Source organism: Marinobacter persicus (assembly GCF_900114155.1).
Taxonomy (GTDB): Bacteria; Pseudomonadota; Gammaproteobacteria; order Pseudomonadales; family Oleiphilaceae; genus Marinobacter; species Marinobacter persicus.
This window is the reverse complement of the sequence record NZ_FOSC01000002.1, coordinates 213,621-229,971: the sequence shown is the minus strand read 5'-3', so window position 1 is coordinate 229,971 and position 16,351 is coordinate 213,621. Positions and strand designations below refer to the sequence as shown.

The 16,351-nt window shown below is 59.6% G+C and carries 18 protein-coding genes and 1 other RNA gene; 12 read left to right on the top strand and 7 right to left on the bottom strand.

Annotation, left to right across the window (positions count from 1 at the left end; genetic code table 11):
* Positions 1-1,320, bottom strand: a complete 1,320-nt coding sequence (gene pepP / locus BMZ63_RS03030; protein ID WP_091701470.1) for a Xaa-Pro aminopeptidase — start codon at positions 1,318-1,320, stop codon at positions 1-3.
* A 12-nt stretch (positions 1,321-1,332) separates the two neighbouring features.
* On the bottom strand, positions 1,333-1,929 hold the full coding sequence (locus tag BMZ63_RS03025) for a UPF0149 family protein (protein WP_091701467.1): 597 nt from the start codon (positions 1,927-1,929) through the stop codon (positions 1,333-1,335).
* 171 nt (positions 1,930-2,100) lie between these two features.
* On the opposite strand from BMZ63_RS03025, the gene BMZ63_RS03020 reads away from it, so the two are divergent.
* Positions 2,101-2,652 carry a ZrgA family zinc uptake protein gene (locus tag BMZ63_RS03020; protein ID WP_091701465.1) on the top strand — a complete coding sequence of 184 codons (552 nt, stop codon included), beginning with the start codon at positions 2,101-2,103 and terminating at the stop codon, positions 2,650-2,652.
* 16 nt (positions 2,653-2,668) lie between these two features.
* Here the strand turns inward: BMZ63_RS03020 and BMZ63_RS03015 are convergent, their stop codons facing one another.
* On the bottom strand, positions 2,669-3,190 hold the full coding sequence (locus tag BMZ63_RS03015; protein WP_091701462.1) for a DUF3299 domain-containing protein: 522 nt from the start codon (positions 3,188-3,190) through the stop codon (positions 2,669-2,671).
* A 69-nt stretch (positions 3,191-3,259) separates the two neighbouring features.
* On the opposite strand from BMZ63_RS03015, the gene BMZ63_RS03010 reads away from it, so the two are divergent.
* From BMZ63_RS03010 to BMZ63_RS02985, 6 genes are all read left to right on the top strand, one after another.
* Positions 3,260-3,973 (top strand): ATP-binding cassette domain-containing protein, encoded by a 714-nt coding sequence (locus BMZ63_RS03010; RefSeq protein WP_091701459.1) that lies wholly within the window; start codon positions 3,260-3,262, stop codon positions 3,971-3,973.
* Entirely contained in the window at positions 3,970-5,241 is a 1,272-nt protein-coding gene (locus tag BMZ63_RS03005; protein WP_091701457.1) for an ABC transporter permease, read from the top strand. The genes BMZ63_RS03010 and BMZ63_RS03005 overlap by 4 nt, the downstream gene beginning before the upstream one ends.
* 148 nt (positions 5,242-5,389) lie before the next feature.
* Positions 5,390-5,596 carry a TIGR02449 family protein gene (locus BMZ63_RS03000; protein WP_091701454.1) on the top strand — a complete coding sequence of 69 codons (207 nt, stop codon included), beginning with the start codon at positions 5,390-5,392 and terminating at the stop codon, positions 5,594-5,596.
* On the top strand, positions 5,596-5,892 hold the full coding sequence (locus tag BMZ63_RS02995) for a cell division protein ZapA (protein ID WP_091701451.1): 297 nt from the start codon (positions 5,596-5,598) through the stop codon (positions 5,890-5,892). Before BMZ63_RS03000 ends, BMZ63_RS02995 begins: the two co-directional genes overlap by 1 nt.
* Positions 5,893-5,941: 49 nt before the next feature.
* A non-coding RNA gene (gene ssrS, locus BMZ63_RS02990) (6S RNA) lies at positions 5,942-6,122 on the top strand.
* Positions 6,123-6,126: 4 nt separating this feature from the next.
* Entirely contained in the window at positions 6,127-6,762 is a 636-nt protein-coding gene (locus BMZ63_RS02985) for a 5-formyltetrahydrofolate cyclo-ligase (RefSeq protein ID WP_091701449.1), read from the top strand.
* Here the strand turns inward: BMZ63_RS02985 and BMZ63_RS14960 are convergent.
* Positions 6,759-6,905, bottom strand: coding sequence for a hypothetical protein (locus BMZ63_RS14960; RefSeq protein ID WP_177187012.1), 147 nt, complete (start codon positions 6,903-6,905; stop codon positions 6,759-6,761). The two genes, BMZ63_RS02985 and BMZ63_RS14960, sit on opposite strands and share 4 nt — an antisense overlap.
* A gap of 321 nt (positions 6,906-7,226) precedes the next feature.
* The gene (ilvA, locus tag BMZ63_RS02980) at positions 7,227-8,762 is read right to left on the bottom strand and encodes a threonine ammonia-lyase, biosynthetic (RefSeq protein WP_091701446.1); all 1,536 of its coding nucleotides are present in this window, start codon (positions 8,760-8,762) and stop codon (positions 7,227-7,229) included.
* A 142-nt stretch (positions 8,763-8,904) separates the two neighbouring features.
* Here ilvA and rpiA point away from each other — a divergent pair, with 142 nt between their 5' ends.
* Both rpiA and ppa read left to right on the top strand, forming a co-directional pair.
* Complete coding sequence (gene rpiA / locus BMZ63_RS02975) at positions 8,905-9,585, top strand: ribose-5-phosphate isomerase RpiA (protein ID WP_091701444.1); 681 nt, start codon at positions 8,905-8,907, stop codon at positions 9,583-9,585.
* 98 nt (positions 9,586-9,683) lie between these two features.
* Entirely contained in the window at positions 9,684-10,214 is a 531-nt protein-coding gene (gene ppa, locus BMZ63_RS02970) for an inorganic diphosphatase (RefSeq protein WP_091701441.1), read from the top strand.
* A 97-nt stretch (positions 10,215-10,311) separates the two neighbouring features.
* Here the strand turns inward: ppa and BMZ63_RS02965 are convergent, their stop codons facing one another.
* Both BMZ63_RS02965 and BMZ63_RS02960 read right to left on the bottom strand, forming a co-directional pair.
* Entirely contained in the window at positions 10,312-11,364 is a 1,053-nt protein-coding gene (locus BMZ63_RS02965) for a DUF2333 family protein (RefSeq protein ID WP_091701439.1), read from the bottom strand.
* Between the two features lie 22 nt (positions 11,365-11,386).
* Entirely contained in the window at positions 11,387-13,372 is a 1,986-nt protein-coding gene (locus tag BMZ63_RS02960; protein ID WP_091701845.1) for an EAL domain-containing protein, read from the bottom strand.
* Positions 13,373-13,625: 253 nt separating this feature from the next.
* Between BMZ63_RS02960 and BMZ63_RS02955 the strand changes: the two genes are divergently transcribed.
* From BMZ63_RS02955 to accB, 3 genes are all read left to right on the top strand, one after another.
* Entirely contained in the window at positions 13,626-15,242 is a 1,617-nt protein-coding gene (locus BMZ63_RS02955) for a diguanylate cyclase (protein ID WP_091701436.1), read from the top strand.
* Between the two features lie 159 nt (positions 15,243-15,401).
* Positions 15,402-15,842 (top strand): type II 3-dehydroquinate dehydratase, encoded by a 441-nt coding sequence (gene aroQ, locus BMZ63_RS02950; RefSeq protein WP_091701433.1) that lies wholly within the window; start codon positions 15,402-15,404, stop codon positions 15,840-15,842.
* Between the two features lie 27 nt (positions 15,843-15,869).
* Positions 15,870-16,334, top strand: a complete 465-nt coding sequence (gene accB / locus BMZ63_RS02945) for an acetyl-CoA carboxylase biotin carboxyl carrier protein (RefSeq protein WP_091701428.1) — start codon at positions 15,870-15,872, stop codon at positions 16,332-16,334.
* The last annotated feature ends 17 nt before the right edge of the window (positions 16,335-16,351 follow it).

Genomic DNA, 16,351 nt, shown 5'->3' with positions numbered 1-16,351 from the left:
TCAGTCCGCCATCAGCGCTTCAATTTCAGGAATGGTTTTTGGCACACCATCAGTGAGTATGCGGCAGCCCTCTTTGGTCACGACCACATCGTCTTCGATGCGAATACCAATGCCACGCCACTTTTCATCCACATCGGTGTTGTCGGGCGCCACATACAGACCCGGCTCCACGGTCAGCGCCATGCCCGGCTCCAGCAGGCGCCAGGCATCTCCAATCTTGTAGTCGCCCACATCATGCACGTCCATACCCAGCCAGTGGCCGGTGCGGTGCATGAAGAACGGCCGGTAGGCACCCTCGGCAATGGCGTCTTCCACATTACCGGTCAGCAGGCCCAGGTCAATCAGGCCCTGGGTCAGCACTTCGAGTGCCGCTTCATGGGGCTGGTTCCAGTGGTTGCCGGGCTTTACCGCATCAATGGCCGCGTACTGGGCTTCGAGTACCACATTGTACAGGGCGGCCTGCTCGGCACTGAACCGGCCACTCACCGGGAAGGTTCGGGTAATGTCGGAGGCGTAACACTCCAGCTCACAACCGGCATCGATCAGCACCAGGTCGCCGTCTTTCAGCGGTGCAGAATTCTCGATGTAGTGCAGGATACAGGCGTTGGCACCACTGCCCACGATGGACGGATAGGCGGTATTCCGTGCCCCGTGTTCCATGAAGGTGTGGATCAGCTCCGCTTCCAACTGGTACTCGTAACCGCCACGCCGGGCCCGCTTCATCGCCCGGGAGTGGGCTTCGGCGCTGATTTTGCCGGCCTTGGCCATCACCTTGATTTCCGCCGGGCTCTTGATCAGGCGCATGTCGTGCAACAGGTGCTCCAGCGCCACGAACTCACCCGGCGGGTGGGCGCCGGCCCGTACCTTGCTGCGAATAACCTTCACCCAGTCCATCACCCGGTTATCGAAGGCCGGGTCCTTGCCCAGCGGATAATAAACGCGGCTGCGGCCTTCCAGCAGGCCCGGCAGGATGTCGTCGATATCGGCAATCGGGAAGGCGTCGTCCAGGCCGTATTGTTCTATGGCACCGTCCTGGCCTACCAGAAAACCGTCCCAAAGCTCCTTCTCCGGGTTGCGCTCCCGGCAGAACAGTACGGCTTCGCCGTGTTCCCGGCCCGGAATCAGCGCCAGTACCGCTTCGGGTTCCCCGAAGCCGGTCAGATACTGGAAATCACTGTCCTGACGGAAGGGGTGCAGCACATCGCGGTTGCGCACCCGCTCGGGGGCGGCCGGCAGAATGGCGATGCTGTCCGGCGCCATCCGCTCCATCAGCTTGCGGCGGCGCCCGGCAAATTCTTTCATCGGAATCATGGAAGCCATGCAATCTCCTGATCAGTGCAGCGTCGGGCCGGCGGCGGCCGGTTTTTCCGGTTCATTGAATTCGGTAAATACCGTCAGGGCACCCAGACGCACGTATTCGGTGATCTCCAGCAGCTGTTGCTCGCTTTCGTCGTCCGCTTCTTCCTCTTCGGACAACTGGCTGATGGCCACCATATCCTCGATCAGCTCGCGGATTTCATCCGGTGCCTGCCCAAGCGACTCACCCGCCGCCAAAGCCATACCTTCAAGAAAACCACGCACCCAGGTCACCAGTGCTTCCAGACGCTGGTCCATGGCGTAGTCGTCGTCAGGCAGCAGCAGGTGAAAGTCCATGTCGCTGGACTGGAATTGCTGCAGGGTTTGCTCATAGGCGCTGTACATAAAGGGCGCCAGGTCTTCGGACTCTTCCATGGCCTTCTCCCCCAGCCCCATGTGCTCGCACACCATTGCCAGCCACTCCTGCTCTTCCATACGGGCACCGGCGGCCAGCCGACCACAGAGTGCGCCATGCAGTTCCGAAGGGTGGCTGAATGCCTTGTGGGTGGCAAAGACATTGGCCCAGCGCTCGAACGGGGTAACCTGAACGGCAGAGGTATCGGTATCAGACATGAAACGGTTTGATCCTGCGTGATTGAGAGCGCGGCACACACGCCGGCGCTCGGAATTTATGGATGCACGTATCCTAGCATTCTGTCACTGCCGTGGCACTGACACCGGCCAGCAGACACTTTCTCAAACACCAAAAACCATGTTATAACATAACAAAAGAGGAGCCGCCCCATGTCAATCAACCTTCGCCTTAGCCTGTTCACGGCTGTTTCCGCCCTGCTGCTGACCGGCACCGCCGCCGCCCAGGATAACCCCGCCGGGCATCAGCACGGCCGGGCCGAGTTGCAATTATCCATCGAAGAAACCCGTATCGATGCCTTCCTGCTTTCACCCGCCGCCAACCTGGTGGGATTTGAGCATGCACCGGAAACCGACGAGCAAAAACAGGCGCTTGCTGACTTGCAGCGATGGGCCGAAACCAGACCGATGGTCAACACACCAGAGGGGCATTGCCGGGTCGAGAGCGCCGAGGTTTACGCCTCCTGGCCGAAAAAAGCCGGGGACCGGGGGCACGACCACCATGACCATGAAAGTCACGGCGGCCATGCCGACATTGAAATCAGCCAGTCCCTGGACTGCCCGGGCCTGGGCAAGGAACTGGAAACACCGTTAACAGCCCGTTTCCCGGCCATGGAACACCTCGATGTCCAGTGGGTTGGGCTTTACGGCCAGGGCAGCCGGCAACTGGGGCCTGGGCGGAATCAGTTGATCCTGGATGAGTAAGTGGGTGGGCCGCTGCTCAATATGTATGCTGATACGGTTCCACGGCCGTCGCCTCGATGGAATAGGACGAGGTCCCGATATCGTTCTCGGTACGCTCAATGCGCAGCGTACCTTCGATCCAGAACGGCTCGGTTAAGGCGTTCAGTTCAAAGCCTTCCTTGTAGGTCACATGGATGATCTGGTTGGGTGGAGGGGGCGGCACATGGATGCAGGCACCGTAGTAGGGCACCAGGAAAAACTCGAGAACACGGCCACCCTTGGTGGTTTTCAGGGGCACCACAAAACCCGGCAACCGGCCTTCGGTACCGGCCATGTCTTCAACCACCCGCCCGGTCAGGATTTCATCGGGCAACAACGCCGGGCCATCGCCCTCGTGTTCGATTTCCGGCATGCTTTCCAGCAGCGCCAGATCTTCTTTCGGCATCAGGTCGAGCCAGTCGATTTCCGGCAACTCGGCATGCACGAAAGGTGAAACCAAAAGCAGAAAAAGCAGTCCAAGGCGGGCCGCCCGGCTGAAGCAATTAACACCTGCAAACATCAACGTCTTTTCCTCGGGTGGCTGAACGGAAAACCGGCACCATCATACAACGGGATACACAGCAACAGCATGACAGAGAAGACAGCCGCAACGCCCGCCGGTTCCGCCGGAACGGATAACGCCATTCATACACGGGCCCTGGCCTACCGCTGGCCCGGCATGGATACCGCCATGGTTTTCCCGGACATCCAACTGGCCCGGGGCGAACACCTGTTCCTGCACGGGCCCAGCGGCACCGGCAAAAGCACCTTGCTGGGTTTGCTATCGGGATTGCTGGTACCGGAGCGCGGAACCGTCCAACTGCTGGGCGAAACTGTCTCGGACTGGCCTAACGGCGCGCGGGACCGGTTTCGTGCTGACCATCTTGGCATTATTTTCCAGCAATTCAATCTGGTCCCCTACCTCACTGCCAGCGGTAACGCGGAACTGCCCTGCCGGCTGTCATCTTCCCGGCATAAACGTGCGGGGCCGGGGGTCTCAACCGTTGCCCGATCGTTATTGGCCCAACTGGGGCTTGACGACGACACCGCACACAGGAAAGTTACCGGCCTGTCCATTGGCCAGCAACAGCGAGTGGCTGCAGCCCGGGCACTGATCGGGGCCCCGGAGATTATCCTGGCGGATGAACCCACCTCGGCACTGGACACGGACAACCGCGACCGTTTTCTCGAACTGCTGCTTACCATGGCGGCGGAACAGGGCACGTCGGTGGTGTTTGTCAGTCACGACCAGGCGCTGGCCCGACACTTCCATGACCATATTGCCCTGGAGGGGAGATCATGAATGCGCTGCGCCTGGCCCTGTCACTGACCGCCGCCAGCCTGTGGCATCGCCGTCGGGTGCTGGCGCTGGTGTGTCTGACCCTGACCCTGAGCGTGACCCTGCTGCTGGGCATTCAGTACCTGCGCACCGAGGTGCGCCAGTCGTTCAACAACACCATCACCGGCACCGACCTGATCGTCGGCGCCCGCAGCGGCCAGCTCAACCTGCTGCTGTACACCGTGTTCCATCTGGGCGATGCCACCAACAACATCCGCTGGTCCACTTACCAGAAGCTGCGCACCGATGAACGTATTGACTGGGTCATCCCCCTGTCCCTGGGCGACAGCTACCGGGGCCACCGGGTCATCGGTACCAACACTCAGTTCTTCGAGCGTTTCGGATACGGCGATGAACAATCATTGGCCCTGGCCAGCGGTGACTGGTTCAGTGACCTGTTCGATGTGGTACTCGGCGCCAATGTTGCCCGACAAATGACACACCGGGTCGGCGACCGGATCACCCTGTCCCACGGCGGCGGCAGCACCAGCTTCTCCCGCCATGACGACCTTCCCTTTCGGGTATCCGGCGTGCTGGAAGCGACTGGCACGCCGGTCGATCAGGCAGTGTTCATCGGCCTCGACGCCATGGAGGCCATTCACGTGGGCTGGGAGTCCGGTGTCGCCATTCCCGGACGAACGCTTTCGGGCGACGAAGCACGTGAACGCAGTTACCAGCCGGACAGCATCACTGCCGCGCTGCTCGGGCTCAAACGACCGATTCTCACCTTCCAGGTCCAGCGTGAGCTGAACCAGTACACCGGCGAACCCTTGTCGGCCATCCTGCCGGGGGTGGCACTCAGCCGTCTCTGGCAGGTCATGGGTCAGTTCGAGAAAGCCTTGCTCGCTATTGGCGGATTTGTCGTGGTCACCAGCCTCGTCGGTCTGGTGTCGGTGCTTTTGACTCTGCAGGCACAACGGCGCCGGGAAATGGCCATATTGCGGGCCACCGGTGCATCACCGGCACTGATCGCCTCACTGTACAGCCTGGAAAGCCTGGGTCTGGCGCTGCTGTCCTGCCTGCTGGCGGTTGTACTGGGGGCACTGGGGATTGCCGCCCTGTCGCCGTGGCTGCTGGAACACTATGGCCTGCAACTGGGTCTTCGCGCCCTGAATACGGATGAATGGGCAGTGCTTGGCTCGGTGCCGCTGGCGGCTCTGCTGGTCTCACTGGCACCTGCGATAAGCTCCTGGCTGACCAGTCGACGGCAGGGCTTTGGCGGTTTCGAATAGGCTCATGTCGTGAAAGCCGTCACACCTGCCGTGATAACGTTCCTGTAAATTGACCGGTCTGGCGTCGGCACTTATAGTTACTGACACTTTGCGGGTCGTTCGCAGACTTATTAACCGACCGTGTTAACTCATCAATGTTGGGCAGGCCATGGAACAGTCCGAAGTACAGGCGCTGGCAGACAAGCTGGACAAGCTGATCGAACGCTGCGAGAAGCTGGAGCAGGACAACGCCCTGCTACGGGAACTTCAGGATGACTGGAACCGTGAACGGGCCCAGTTGATGCACAAGAACGACCTCGCCAAAAACAAGATCGAAGCCATGATCGGCCGCCTCAGAGCGCTGGAGCACCACTGATGTCAGAGCAGTCCACCACCGTTGCCGTCCGTATTCTGGACAAGGAATACCTGGTTGCCAGCCCGGAGGAGCAACAGGATGCACTGCTGCGCGCCGCCAAACACCTGGACAGCAAGATGCGGGAAATTCGCGCCAGCGGCAAGGTGTTCGGCACCGAACGCATCGCAGTAATGGCCGCTTTGAACATCACCCATGAGCTGCTGGAGCGCGACACCATGTCCGAAGCCTCCAGCAAGATTCTTGAAGCCATGGACAGTCGCCTGGACGAAGCCCTGGGTGAAAACTCGGGCAAGTGACGGCAAAAGGGGTTGCAATCCGCCCCGGCCCTGCCCCTATAATGGTCTCAACTTCCTGGGCTGTACGGGGTGTCGGATACGTCCTCGAGCCGATGCGCACTACCCAGGTGGCTACTTCAGGGCATTGTGAGCACGCCTCCTTCGGGAGGAAGCCTAATATGTCACAGCGGCCACCGACCTTGAACTCTGGGTTCAAGGGCCACATCCGATAACGGCAGCCCGGGAAGCTTTATTTTGACCCAGCACCACGCCCCCCACTCGTTCCAGACCCAACCTGATACGCCCGGCAGAAACCAGCTTCGCAAACAGTTGCGGGCCAAACGCCGTGCCCTGTCTTTCGAGCAACAGCAACAGGCAGCCGAGGGCCTGGCCCTGAACCTGCTGAAACACCCGGCCCTGCACCGCGCCCGACACATTGGCATTTACCTGCCCAATGACGGTGAGATTGATCCCCGTCTCTACCTGGATCTGGCCCGGCGCAAAGGCATCAAATTCTACCTGCCCATCCTGCACCCGATTTACCCGGGCAAACTGGTCTTCAGCCCCTACTTCGACGGAGTACAGCTGACCGCCAACCGCTTCGGCATACCCGAGCCCCCGTTCCCGCGCTCACGGCGGCGGCCGGCCTGGGCACTGGATGCAGTGCTGTTTCCGCTGGTGGGATTTGACGAGGAAGGTGGCCGCCTGGGCATGGGTGGCGGCTTCTATGACCGAACCTTTGCCTTCAGTCGCATACGACCGGCCATGGCCCCAAAACTGATCGGCCTGGCCCATGAATTCCAGAAGGTGGAGTCACTGCCCACGGAGCCGTGGGACGTGCCGCTGCACGGCGTGGTGACGGATAAGCGCTGTTACCGGTTCCGGCGTTAGTCAGCCGGCTGGGAAACCTCAACGGCGGGCAAGTCAACGTCCCGATTGTCTTCCGACGCCTGCAAAGACGTGAACCCGGTAATCACAAGACCAACCGCAAAAATCAGCAGAACTGTACGCAGAATGTCAGGCTTGCGTCCCATGACGTGCTTTCCGTTTCTTTTCTTCGAAGTGAATGAAGGGGTTGTCAGAAATTGTTTATGTCAATTGCCAACATAGAATCCTAACATGAAGCGGATATTTTACAATTTTTAACGGCTTAAAATTGTGTAAAGGTTCAAAAAGACGTGCGAGTGCTTTGATCAAGACAGGGTACGGCACCCGAAGTCGAACCGGGTAGAGCTTTCCGGGAACCGCTACAAGCACGATCCCTGTGCGCTTCTCTCAGGCCATCCATGGCCTTCGAAATTCCCGGAAAGCTCTACCCGGCCCGCCTTCTACTTTCGCGACAAGACGCCAGTCTCTTATTTAGCCGCAGAATTGCCAGCCCCAAGAAACAACCGATACGCCTCGTTATCGGTCATGTTCTCGTACTCAAAGCCCACCTTATCTAGCATTTTCTCGAAATCCGCCACTTCACCATCGCTCACCTGGGCACCGAGCAGCACCCGGCTGTAGGCGGCGCCGTGGTTGCGGTAGTGGAACAACGAGATGTTCCAGCGGGTACCCAGCGACATAAGGAACTTCAGCAAGGCGCCCGGGCGTTCGGGGAACTGGAACTGGTACACCACTTCGTTGTTCACCGAGGGCGCGTGGCCACCCACCATGTGGCGGATGTGCTGTTTGGCCAGGTCGCTGTCGGTCAGGTCGATCACCGAGTAGCCGTCTTCGCGCAACTCCTGCACCAGCTCGTCACGGCCGTGGCCGCCGGCCTGGATCTGGATGCCCACGAAGATCACCGCCTGCTGGTCGTCGGCGTAGCGGTAGTTGAACTCGGTAATGCTGCGCTTGTGCAGGGCATTGATAAAGCTCTTGAAGGCCCCCGGCTTCTCCGGAATCGTGACCGCCAGAATGGCTTCGCGCTTTTCACCGATCTCGGTACGCTCGGAAATGTATCGCAGGCGATCGAAGTTCATATTGGCACCGCTGAGCACACCGGCCAGGTTTTCACCCTCAATGCTTTCACGTTCCACGTACTTCTTCATGCCCGCGATCGCAAGCGCACCCGCCGGCTCGGCAATCGAGCGGGTATCCTCAAACACATCCTTGATGGCGGCGCAGATCTCATCGGTGGACACGGTGATCACCTCGTCCACATTGTCCTTGCAGATGTCCCAGGGCGCCTCGCCGATCTGCCTGACCGCCACACCATCGGCAAAAATGCCCACCTGCTCCAGCACCACTCGCTCACCGGCAGCCAGTGCTGCCTGCAGGCAGTTGGAGTCTTCCGGCTCCACACCGATCACCTTGATCTCGGGACGCAGGTACTTGATGTAGGCGGCCATGCCCGCAATCAGGCCACCGCCGCCCACTGGAATGAATACGGCGTGCAACGGCTTGGAGAACTGCCACATCAGTTCCATCGCCACGGTACCCTGCCCGGCGATTACGTCCGGGTCATCGTAGGGCGGGATGTAAGTGTAGCCGTGTTTGGCGATCAACTCCTGCGCATGAGCGGCGGCTTCATCAAACGCATCGCCCTTCAACACCACTTTCGCACCCCGGTCACGGACAGACTTCACTTTGATGTCCGGCGTGGTCTGGGGCATGACAATCACCGCCTTGATGCCCAGCTGTTTGGCCGACATGGCCACGCCCTGGGCGTGGTTGCCGGCGGAGGCGCAGATCACGCCCTTGGCCTTCTGCTCTTCGGAAAGCTGGGCAATCCGGTTATAGGCGCCGCGAATCTTGAAGGAAAACACCGGCTGAAGGTCTTCGCGCTTGATCAGAATGTTGTTTCCAAGGCGCTTGGAGAGACTACGGGCTTCAGTCAGGGGTGTTTCGATGGCCACATCGTAAACACGGGCATCGAGGATCTTCTTGATGTAGCGTTGCGGCATGATGGTTCCGATTGCTGGTGAATGTCGGGGAAAAGAAAAACCCACAGTGTAGGAAGTTTGCACGGTTGCCGTCTATAAGCAGACTCCCTGCCGGCGTATAATAACGGCACATTCATCATCTCCCATCATTCCGGAGCCTGTCATGACTCAGGACGAACTGAAGCAGGCGGTCGCCAGGGCCGCTGTCGACTACATTGCCCCGCGCCTGGACAGCCGTAGTATTGTCGGTGTCGGTACCGGCAGCACCGCCAACTACTTTATTGATTATCTGGCCGAATACCAGAGCGACTTTGACGGCGCGGTGGCCAGCTCCGAAGCCACCGCCGAACGCCTGAAAAGCCACGGCATTCCGGTGTATGACCTGAACGCCGTGGGGGAAATCGAGTTTTACGTGGACGGCGCCGATGAAACCAATGAGCGCCTGGAACTGATCAAGGGCGGCGGCGGGGCGCTGACCCGGGAAAAAATCGTGGCGGCAGTGGCAAAAACCTTTATCTGCATCGCGGATGAATCCAAGAAAGTGGACATCCTGGGCGATTTCCCGCTGCCGGTGGAAGTCATCCCCATGGCCCGCAGCCATGTAGGCCGCGAGATCGTCAAACTCGGAGGGGACCCGGTGTATCGTGAGGGCTTCACCACCGACAACGGTAATATCATCATCGACATCCACAACCTGGACATCTCCCGACCGATTGTCATGGAAGAAAAACTGAATAATGTGGTCGGAATCGTTACCAATGGCCTGTTTGCCCGCCGCCCCGCGGACCTGCTCCTGCTCGGTACCAGTGACGGCGTCAGGACCATTGAGCGCAAAGGCGTGTAACATCAGCGGTGAGTTTCGAAGCGCTGCGCGCTTGCGTATAATTTCGCCGGATTATTGACCTGCAGAAAACTGCACCACACTGTTTAAAAGGATCGCACATGCAATTCGACCACATTCCTGCCGGCAAGAACCCGCCGGAAGACATCTACGTTGCCATCGAAATTCCGGCCAACAGCGCGCCGGTCAAATACGAACTGGACAAGCAGATGGGTGCCCTGCTGGTGGACCGTTTCATGGCCACGCCCATGTTCTACCCGGCCAACTACGGTTTCATCCCGCACACCCTGGCCGATGACGGCGACCCGATCGACGTACTGGTCGTGACCCCCTATCCGGTGCAAGCCGGCTCGGTTATCCGCGCCCGTCCGGTAGGTGTCCTGAACATGGAAGACGAAGCCGGTGGCGATGCCAAGCTGATTGCCGTACCCCACGACAAGCTGACCCAGACCTACCACAACATCAAGGAAGTGGAAGATCTGCCGGAATTGCTGCGTGATCAGATCAAGCACTTCTTCGAAAACTACAAGACCCTGGAGCCAGGCAAATGGGTCAAGGTAGAGGGCTGGGATAACGCAGCCGCGGCCAAAAAGGCTATCGAAGAATCCATTGCCAACTACACCAAAGGTTGATAGTGCTTTGTCAGGCCAAGTCGGATAAAACCTGACCCACAAAAAAGCCGGGCCTTCATGAAGAAAGAGCCCGGCTTTTTTGTGTCTGACGGAATGATTAGCCCCGGGACAACAGATCCCGCATATCACTGATCGCAGCATTGGCCCGCGACAGGTAGGCGGCCATGGTCAGGGAGTGGTTGGCCAGCACCCCGAAACCGCTGCCATTGAGAATGACCGGGCTCCACACGGTTTTCTGTGTGCCTTCCAGTTCGATAATAATCTGTTTGACGCTCGCCATGGCGTTCTTGTCCTGCAGCACCTTGCGGAAGTCCACCTCAATCGCCTTGAAGATGTGCAACAACGCCCAGGCACTGCCACGGGCCTCATAGAAGACGTCGTCAATCTCGGTCCAGGCGGTTTTCACATCCTCGCCGCCGGTGTCTTCCGACAGGGGATCATCCGGGTCCAGATTGGCCACGGCATCGGAAACCGAGGCCTTGCCCACACTCTCGCTCAGCGTTCGGGACAAGCTGCCCAGGCGGGTCTCCAGGTCGGCCAGCCAGTTGTTGAGGTTGTCGGCCCGGGCAAAGAACTGGGCATCCACCTGCTCAGGGCTGGACAAGCGGTCCAGATAACGCTTCAGGGCGTTGATACCCCGGCGATACTCGTTTTCGGTGGAGGGAATAGCCCAGCTCCCGCTGTCAAAATGCAGTTGGGGCTCGGCGATGGTCAGGTCCGGATCTTCCGCCGACTGGCTCTGGGAGCGGCTGATGTCCTTGCGCAGAGCCCGAGACATGTCTCGCAGCTGAACCAGCGCGCCAAACTCCCAGTTCGGCATGTTGTCCATCCACAGACCCGGCGGGGCAATGTCGTTGGAAATATAGCCACCGGGCTTGTCCAGCAGGGTTTCGGCCAGCCTGATCATGGTGGCGGTGGTGGCAAAACCGGTCACCGGCTCCCGCCCCATCTCGTCAGCCAGGGTCCGGGTATGCTCACGGACCGAGAAGGTATCCGGCTCGCTGCTCCAGATCATGCCGAGCACAATGGCAATCAGCAGGTAGACAACCACCAGCGCCAACAGCAGCTTGAAGACAACACCGCTACCGCCGGTGTAATCCTGCAGGTCTTCTTTCTTGTCCCTGAAATATTGTCTGATTTTGCCCGGCATAAGACGATCATTCTCCCGTTGGTTAGTCATCAGCTGCGAATGGCCGGCCCAAATAGTATCCCATGGCGCCATCAATACCCAGCTCACAGAGTACCGAGTATTCGGCGGCGGTTTCCACTCCGGTGGCAAAAACCTTTACCCCCCGGCTACGGGCGATACCAATCACCGACTCCAGCCAAAAGCGGTTTTCTTCGTGGCGATCAAGGTCGTGAATAAAACTGTTATCGATACGCAGGGCGCCAAAAGGCAGATTCTTCAGATAACTGAATGGCACCCCACCCACTCCGAAATGATCCACCAGAACCGGCACCTGCAGCCTGGCCAGTGCGCCCACCAGCAGGCCCGCCGGTTTCCGGTGCTGGCTGATGGCCTGTTCGGGTATGCCGATCCATAAGCGCCGGGCCACTTCACCAGCATCTGCCAGGCGCTCGACCAATTCCTCCCGGAACGCCGAATCCGCCACGGAACTGCGCCCCAGGGAAATGGCCAGCACCGCCTCCGGCCGGTTTTCCAGGCAAGCCAGCACCCGAACCACCAACAGCCGGTCCAACTCCTTGATCAGCCCCAGCTTCTCGGCCACCGGCACAAACAGAGCGGCTCGCAAGTCGCCCTCGGGCGCACGGATTCGGGAGAACACCTGGTGATGCACCAGCGCACGTTCATCTCCCCGGACCATCGGCTGCAACCACAGCGACAGATTGGGGGTACGCAGGGCACTGATCAGGATGTTACGCCAGGCCTCCAGATCATGGTGATTGCCAGCTCCGGTGTCAGCGACCTCCACAGCGGTGTGCCCACGCTGCCCGGCCGACAGCAGCGCTTCATCAGCGGTCGACAGCAGTTCCCGCACATTCTCGCCCGGATGGGCCGGCGCCAGGCCTGCATGAACCGTGGCGTCCATGGGCGCGGCCAGCGTCCGATAACGCTGCTCAAGTTCTGCCACCAGCTCCAGTGCCCAGGCCCGGGCATCACTGACCGACGCTCCGGGCAGAAACAGGGCAAACTCTGCCCCGGTTCTGCGCCCGGCAAAGGCTTCCGGATGGCGGACAACGAATTCCCGCAGACATTCAGCCATTTCCTTGAGCAGATAATCGCCTTCACGCTGGCCATAGGCCCGGTTGTAATCGTTGAAGTACCCCAGGCGCAGCAGCATCAGAACGCCAGGGGCGGCCTTCTCTTCCGACTCGACCTGCGCCTTCAGCCTCTGGTCAAACGCCGGCCGGCTGGCCAGACCGGTGACCGAGTCTTCATTGTTCACCCGGCGCAAATGCTGGATCAGCTTACCCTGCCCCTCGAACAGACATCCCAGATCATCCGCCATGCGATTCATGGCTTCGGTGACCCGGTTCAGCTCTCGGGTTGAACGCAGGTCAATACGCTTGCGGAAATTGCGCTGACTCAGCGCTTCGGCCTGAGCCTCCAGTGCCTTGAGCGGTCGCAACAAGCCTCGCAGCAGTATAAACAGCGATACCAGACCCAGCCCGCCAATCAACAGCACCCCGGCCAGAAGCCCCAGGGTAATGCGCCACAGGTCGTCATAGGCCCGGCCGGGATGACTGACCACGCTCACCTTGCCCAGACGCATCCAACCACGGATCACCTCCGCCTCGGCCATGGGCGTGGGCAATTTCGCCATGGCCACAAACCAACCGGGGGCCAGACGCGGCTGTAACGTCATGGTACGCCCTGCGATCAGCTCGCCCTCGTGATTGCGGTATTCCACCGACAGGTACTTGCCGCTGTCGAACACCGCATCAATCAGTGACCCGGCCGCTACCGGATCACTGCCATCGATCGCATTGGACAGCGACAAACCCGTTGCCGTGGCACCATCCCCGGCATGGGACGCCAGCTGGTCGGCCACATAATCCCGGAAATAGCCATAACTGACAGCGAACGCCGCCAGCAACAGCACCACCAGCAATGCACCGGTAAACAGCAAAAGCAACGACTGCAGAGTGATGACACCCCGTTGCAGACAAACATGGCAGCCGCGTTTCCCTGGCATGTCTTTGTGCCCCGAATCAAAAAAAACAGCAATCGGCTCAAAAATTGACAAACATTTACAGTTAACCGCCTGCGCCGATACCACTAAACACTATAGACTCTAGCCAGGACTAACGAGGCGTCTTTACCAACACAAATAATCAAAGAAAAGGCTCGTCGCCAACCATAATCACCAGAATCATCGACCGGGCAGGTCTGCCTGGTTGCTGACCCGGGCCCGGCGACTTGTTTGAAAGGAGGCAGGCTGGAGCGCAATGACCGAGGAAAGCCAGAACGAAAAACTCAGGCAGCATTTTGCCCGTCGCGTGACCACCCAGGCCCGCGTGGTACTGGACACCTGGCAGAAAATCCAGGATAACCCGGACAAAGCCGCCACCTGGCGTGACGAGCTGGCCATCGCCACCGACAAGCTGACCCGCTACGCCCGGCGCTTCGATATGGCAGACCACGCCAATGCCGGCGAACGCATCCTGCAGGCCCTGCGCGACTGGCCCTCGCACCAGCCGCTCACCGACACGCTGGCCGAGCACCTGGAAGCCGGATTTGCCGACCTGCGCTGCACCACCCGCCGCCAGACCGACCCGGCAGACGGCGCCGAACCGCAACAATACCGGCGCACACCGGTGTACATCGCCCTGCCAAACGGTGATCTGGCCGCCCGCCTGATCCGTCAACTGGAGTTTTTCGGCTTCCGGGCCTCGGCGTTCCACACCGCAGATGAACTGATCGAAGCCTGCGCCCTGAACAAGCCGGAAACCATTCTCGTGGATGTCAATTTCGGAGGCGGCCCCAACAGCGGCATCAGCATGGTCGAACGCCTCCAGGCCCGGCATGAAACCCCTATTCCGATCATCTTTGTCAGCGAAGACGACGGCAGCATTGAAACCCGGCTGCGGGCCTCACGCTGCGGGGGCGAAGAGTTCTTTTACCCGGCCGTCGACCCCGGTCAGCTGATCGAGAAAATCGAGGCGTACACCCACGGCAACAATATTGAGCCTTATAAAGTGCTGGTGCTCGATGACTCCAAGGCCCAGGCCAAGTATATGGAAACGGTGCTGAAAAAGGCCGGCATGGTGGCCCATATCATCACCGACCCCATGGACATCATCCGCGCCCTTGAAGCGTTCTCCCCGGAAATCATCATCCTGGACATGTACATGCCCGGCTGCACCGGCATGGAAATCGCCCGCGTGATCCGCCAGCAGGACAAGTTCCACAGCGTACCGATCATCTACCTGTCGGCCGAGGAAGACGTCACCAAACAACTGCAGGCCATGAGCCTGGGTGGTGATGATTTCCTGACCAAGCCGATCGACCCGAAACACCTGATCGCCACCCTGCACAACCGTGGCCGCCGCGCCCGCTCACTGCTGGCGCTGATGATCCGCGACAGCCTGACGGGCCTGTATAACCACACCCATACCCTGCACCTGCTCGAACAGGAGATCGTTCGTGCCGGCCAGAAAGACGAGCCGCTGTGCTTTGCCATGCTCGACATCGACTATTTCAAGAAGGTCAACGACACCTACGGCCATCCCATCGGTGACCGCATCCTGCGCAACCTGTCGATGTTCCTGAAACAGCGGCTGCGAAAAACCGACCACATCGGCCGTTACGGCGGTGAGGAATTTGCCATCATTCTCACCGGCACCGGCCCGGAAGGCGCCCGCCAGGTGCTGGACAATATTCGTGAGAGCTTTTCCAAACTGCAGCAGCCGGCCGGTGAACGCGAATTCTCCGTCACCTTTAGTTGCGGTGTGGCCTGCTGGCAGCCGGGCGAAAGCTCCCAGGCATTGTGCGAACGGGCTGATCGTGCTCTCTACAAATCCAAGGGTAATGGTCGCAATCAGGTGACGATTGCCTGCAATTAGGGCGAAAAACACGACAGATGGCCGACGTTCATGAAACCAATGTCGAATATCGGGCTGGTCAGACTTGACCGACAATGGCATCGTCAACGAAATGTCATCGCACCGCCTGCCATGGCTGTGTAATCTCGCATCTGGAAGCCAACAAAAACAGGTTCAGTCATGTCGACCATACTTGTCCTACATGGTCCCAATCTCAACATGCTCGGCACCCGGGAACCGGACGTGTACGGCCATGAGACCCTGGCAGACATTGACGATCGCCTGCGCAGCAAGGCCGCTGACGCCGGTCACCACCTGCTGCACCTGCAATCCAATGCCGAGTACGAACTGATTGAGCGGGTGCACGAAGCCCGGGCCGAAGGTGTGGATTTCATCATTATCAATCCCGCAGCCTTCACCCACACCAGCGTGGCTCTTCGTGATGCCATGCTGGCCGCCGGCATTCCGTTCATCGAAGTGCATCTATCCAACGTGCATGCGCGGGAAAGCTTCCGCCATCACTCCTACTTTTCAGATATCGCCGAAGGCGTTATCTGCGGGCTGGGCAGCCAGGGCTATGATCTTGCCCTGCAGGCGGCCCTGCAACGAATTCACCGATAGACCAGAGACAAAGAGACTGGAACCGCTATGGATATTCGCAAAATCAAGAAACTGATCGAATTGCTTGAAGAGTCTGACGTCGAAGAGCTGGAAATTCAGGAAGGCGACGATTCCGTTCGCATTTCCCGCCGTCGCGAACAGCTGGCCGCAGCGGCACCGCAGGTGGCCCATTACGCCGCTCCAGCCCCGCAGGCACCGGCGCCGGCACCCGCCGCAGCTGAAGCACCGGCTGCTGAAGCCGCTCCGGCCGCACCGGCTGGCCACAGCGTGAAATCGCCGATGGTTGGCACCTTCTACCGTGCGCCGTCGCCCACGTCTGCCCCGTTCGTGGAAGTTGGCCAGACCGTCAAGGCCGGCGACGTGGTCTGCATTGTTGAAGCCATGAAGATGATGAACCAGATCGAAGCCGACAAATCCGGTACCGTCACCGAAATTCTGGTCGAGAACGGCCAGCCGGTGGAATTTGACCAGCCCCTGGTCGTCATTTCCTGAACTCGGTGAATGTGAAT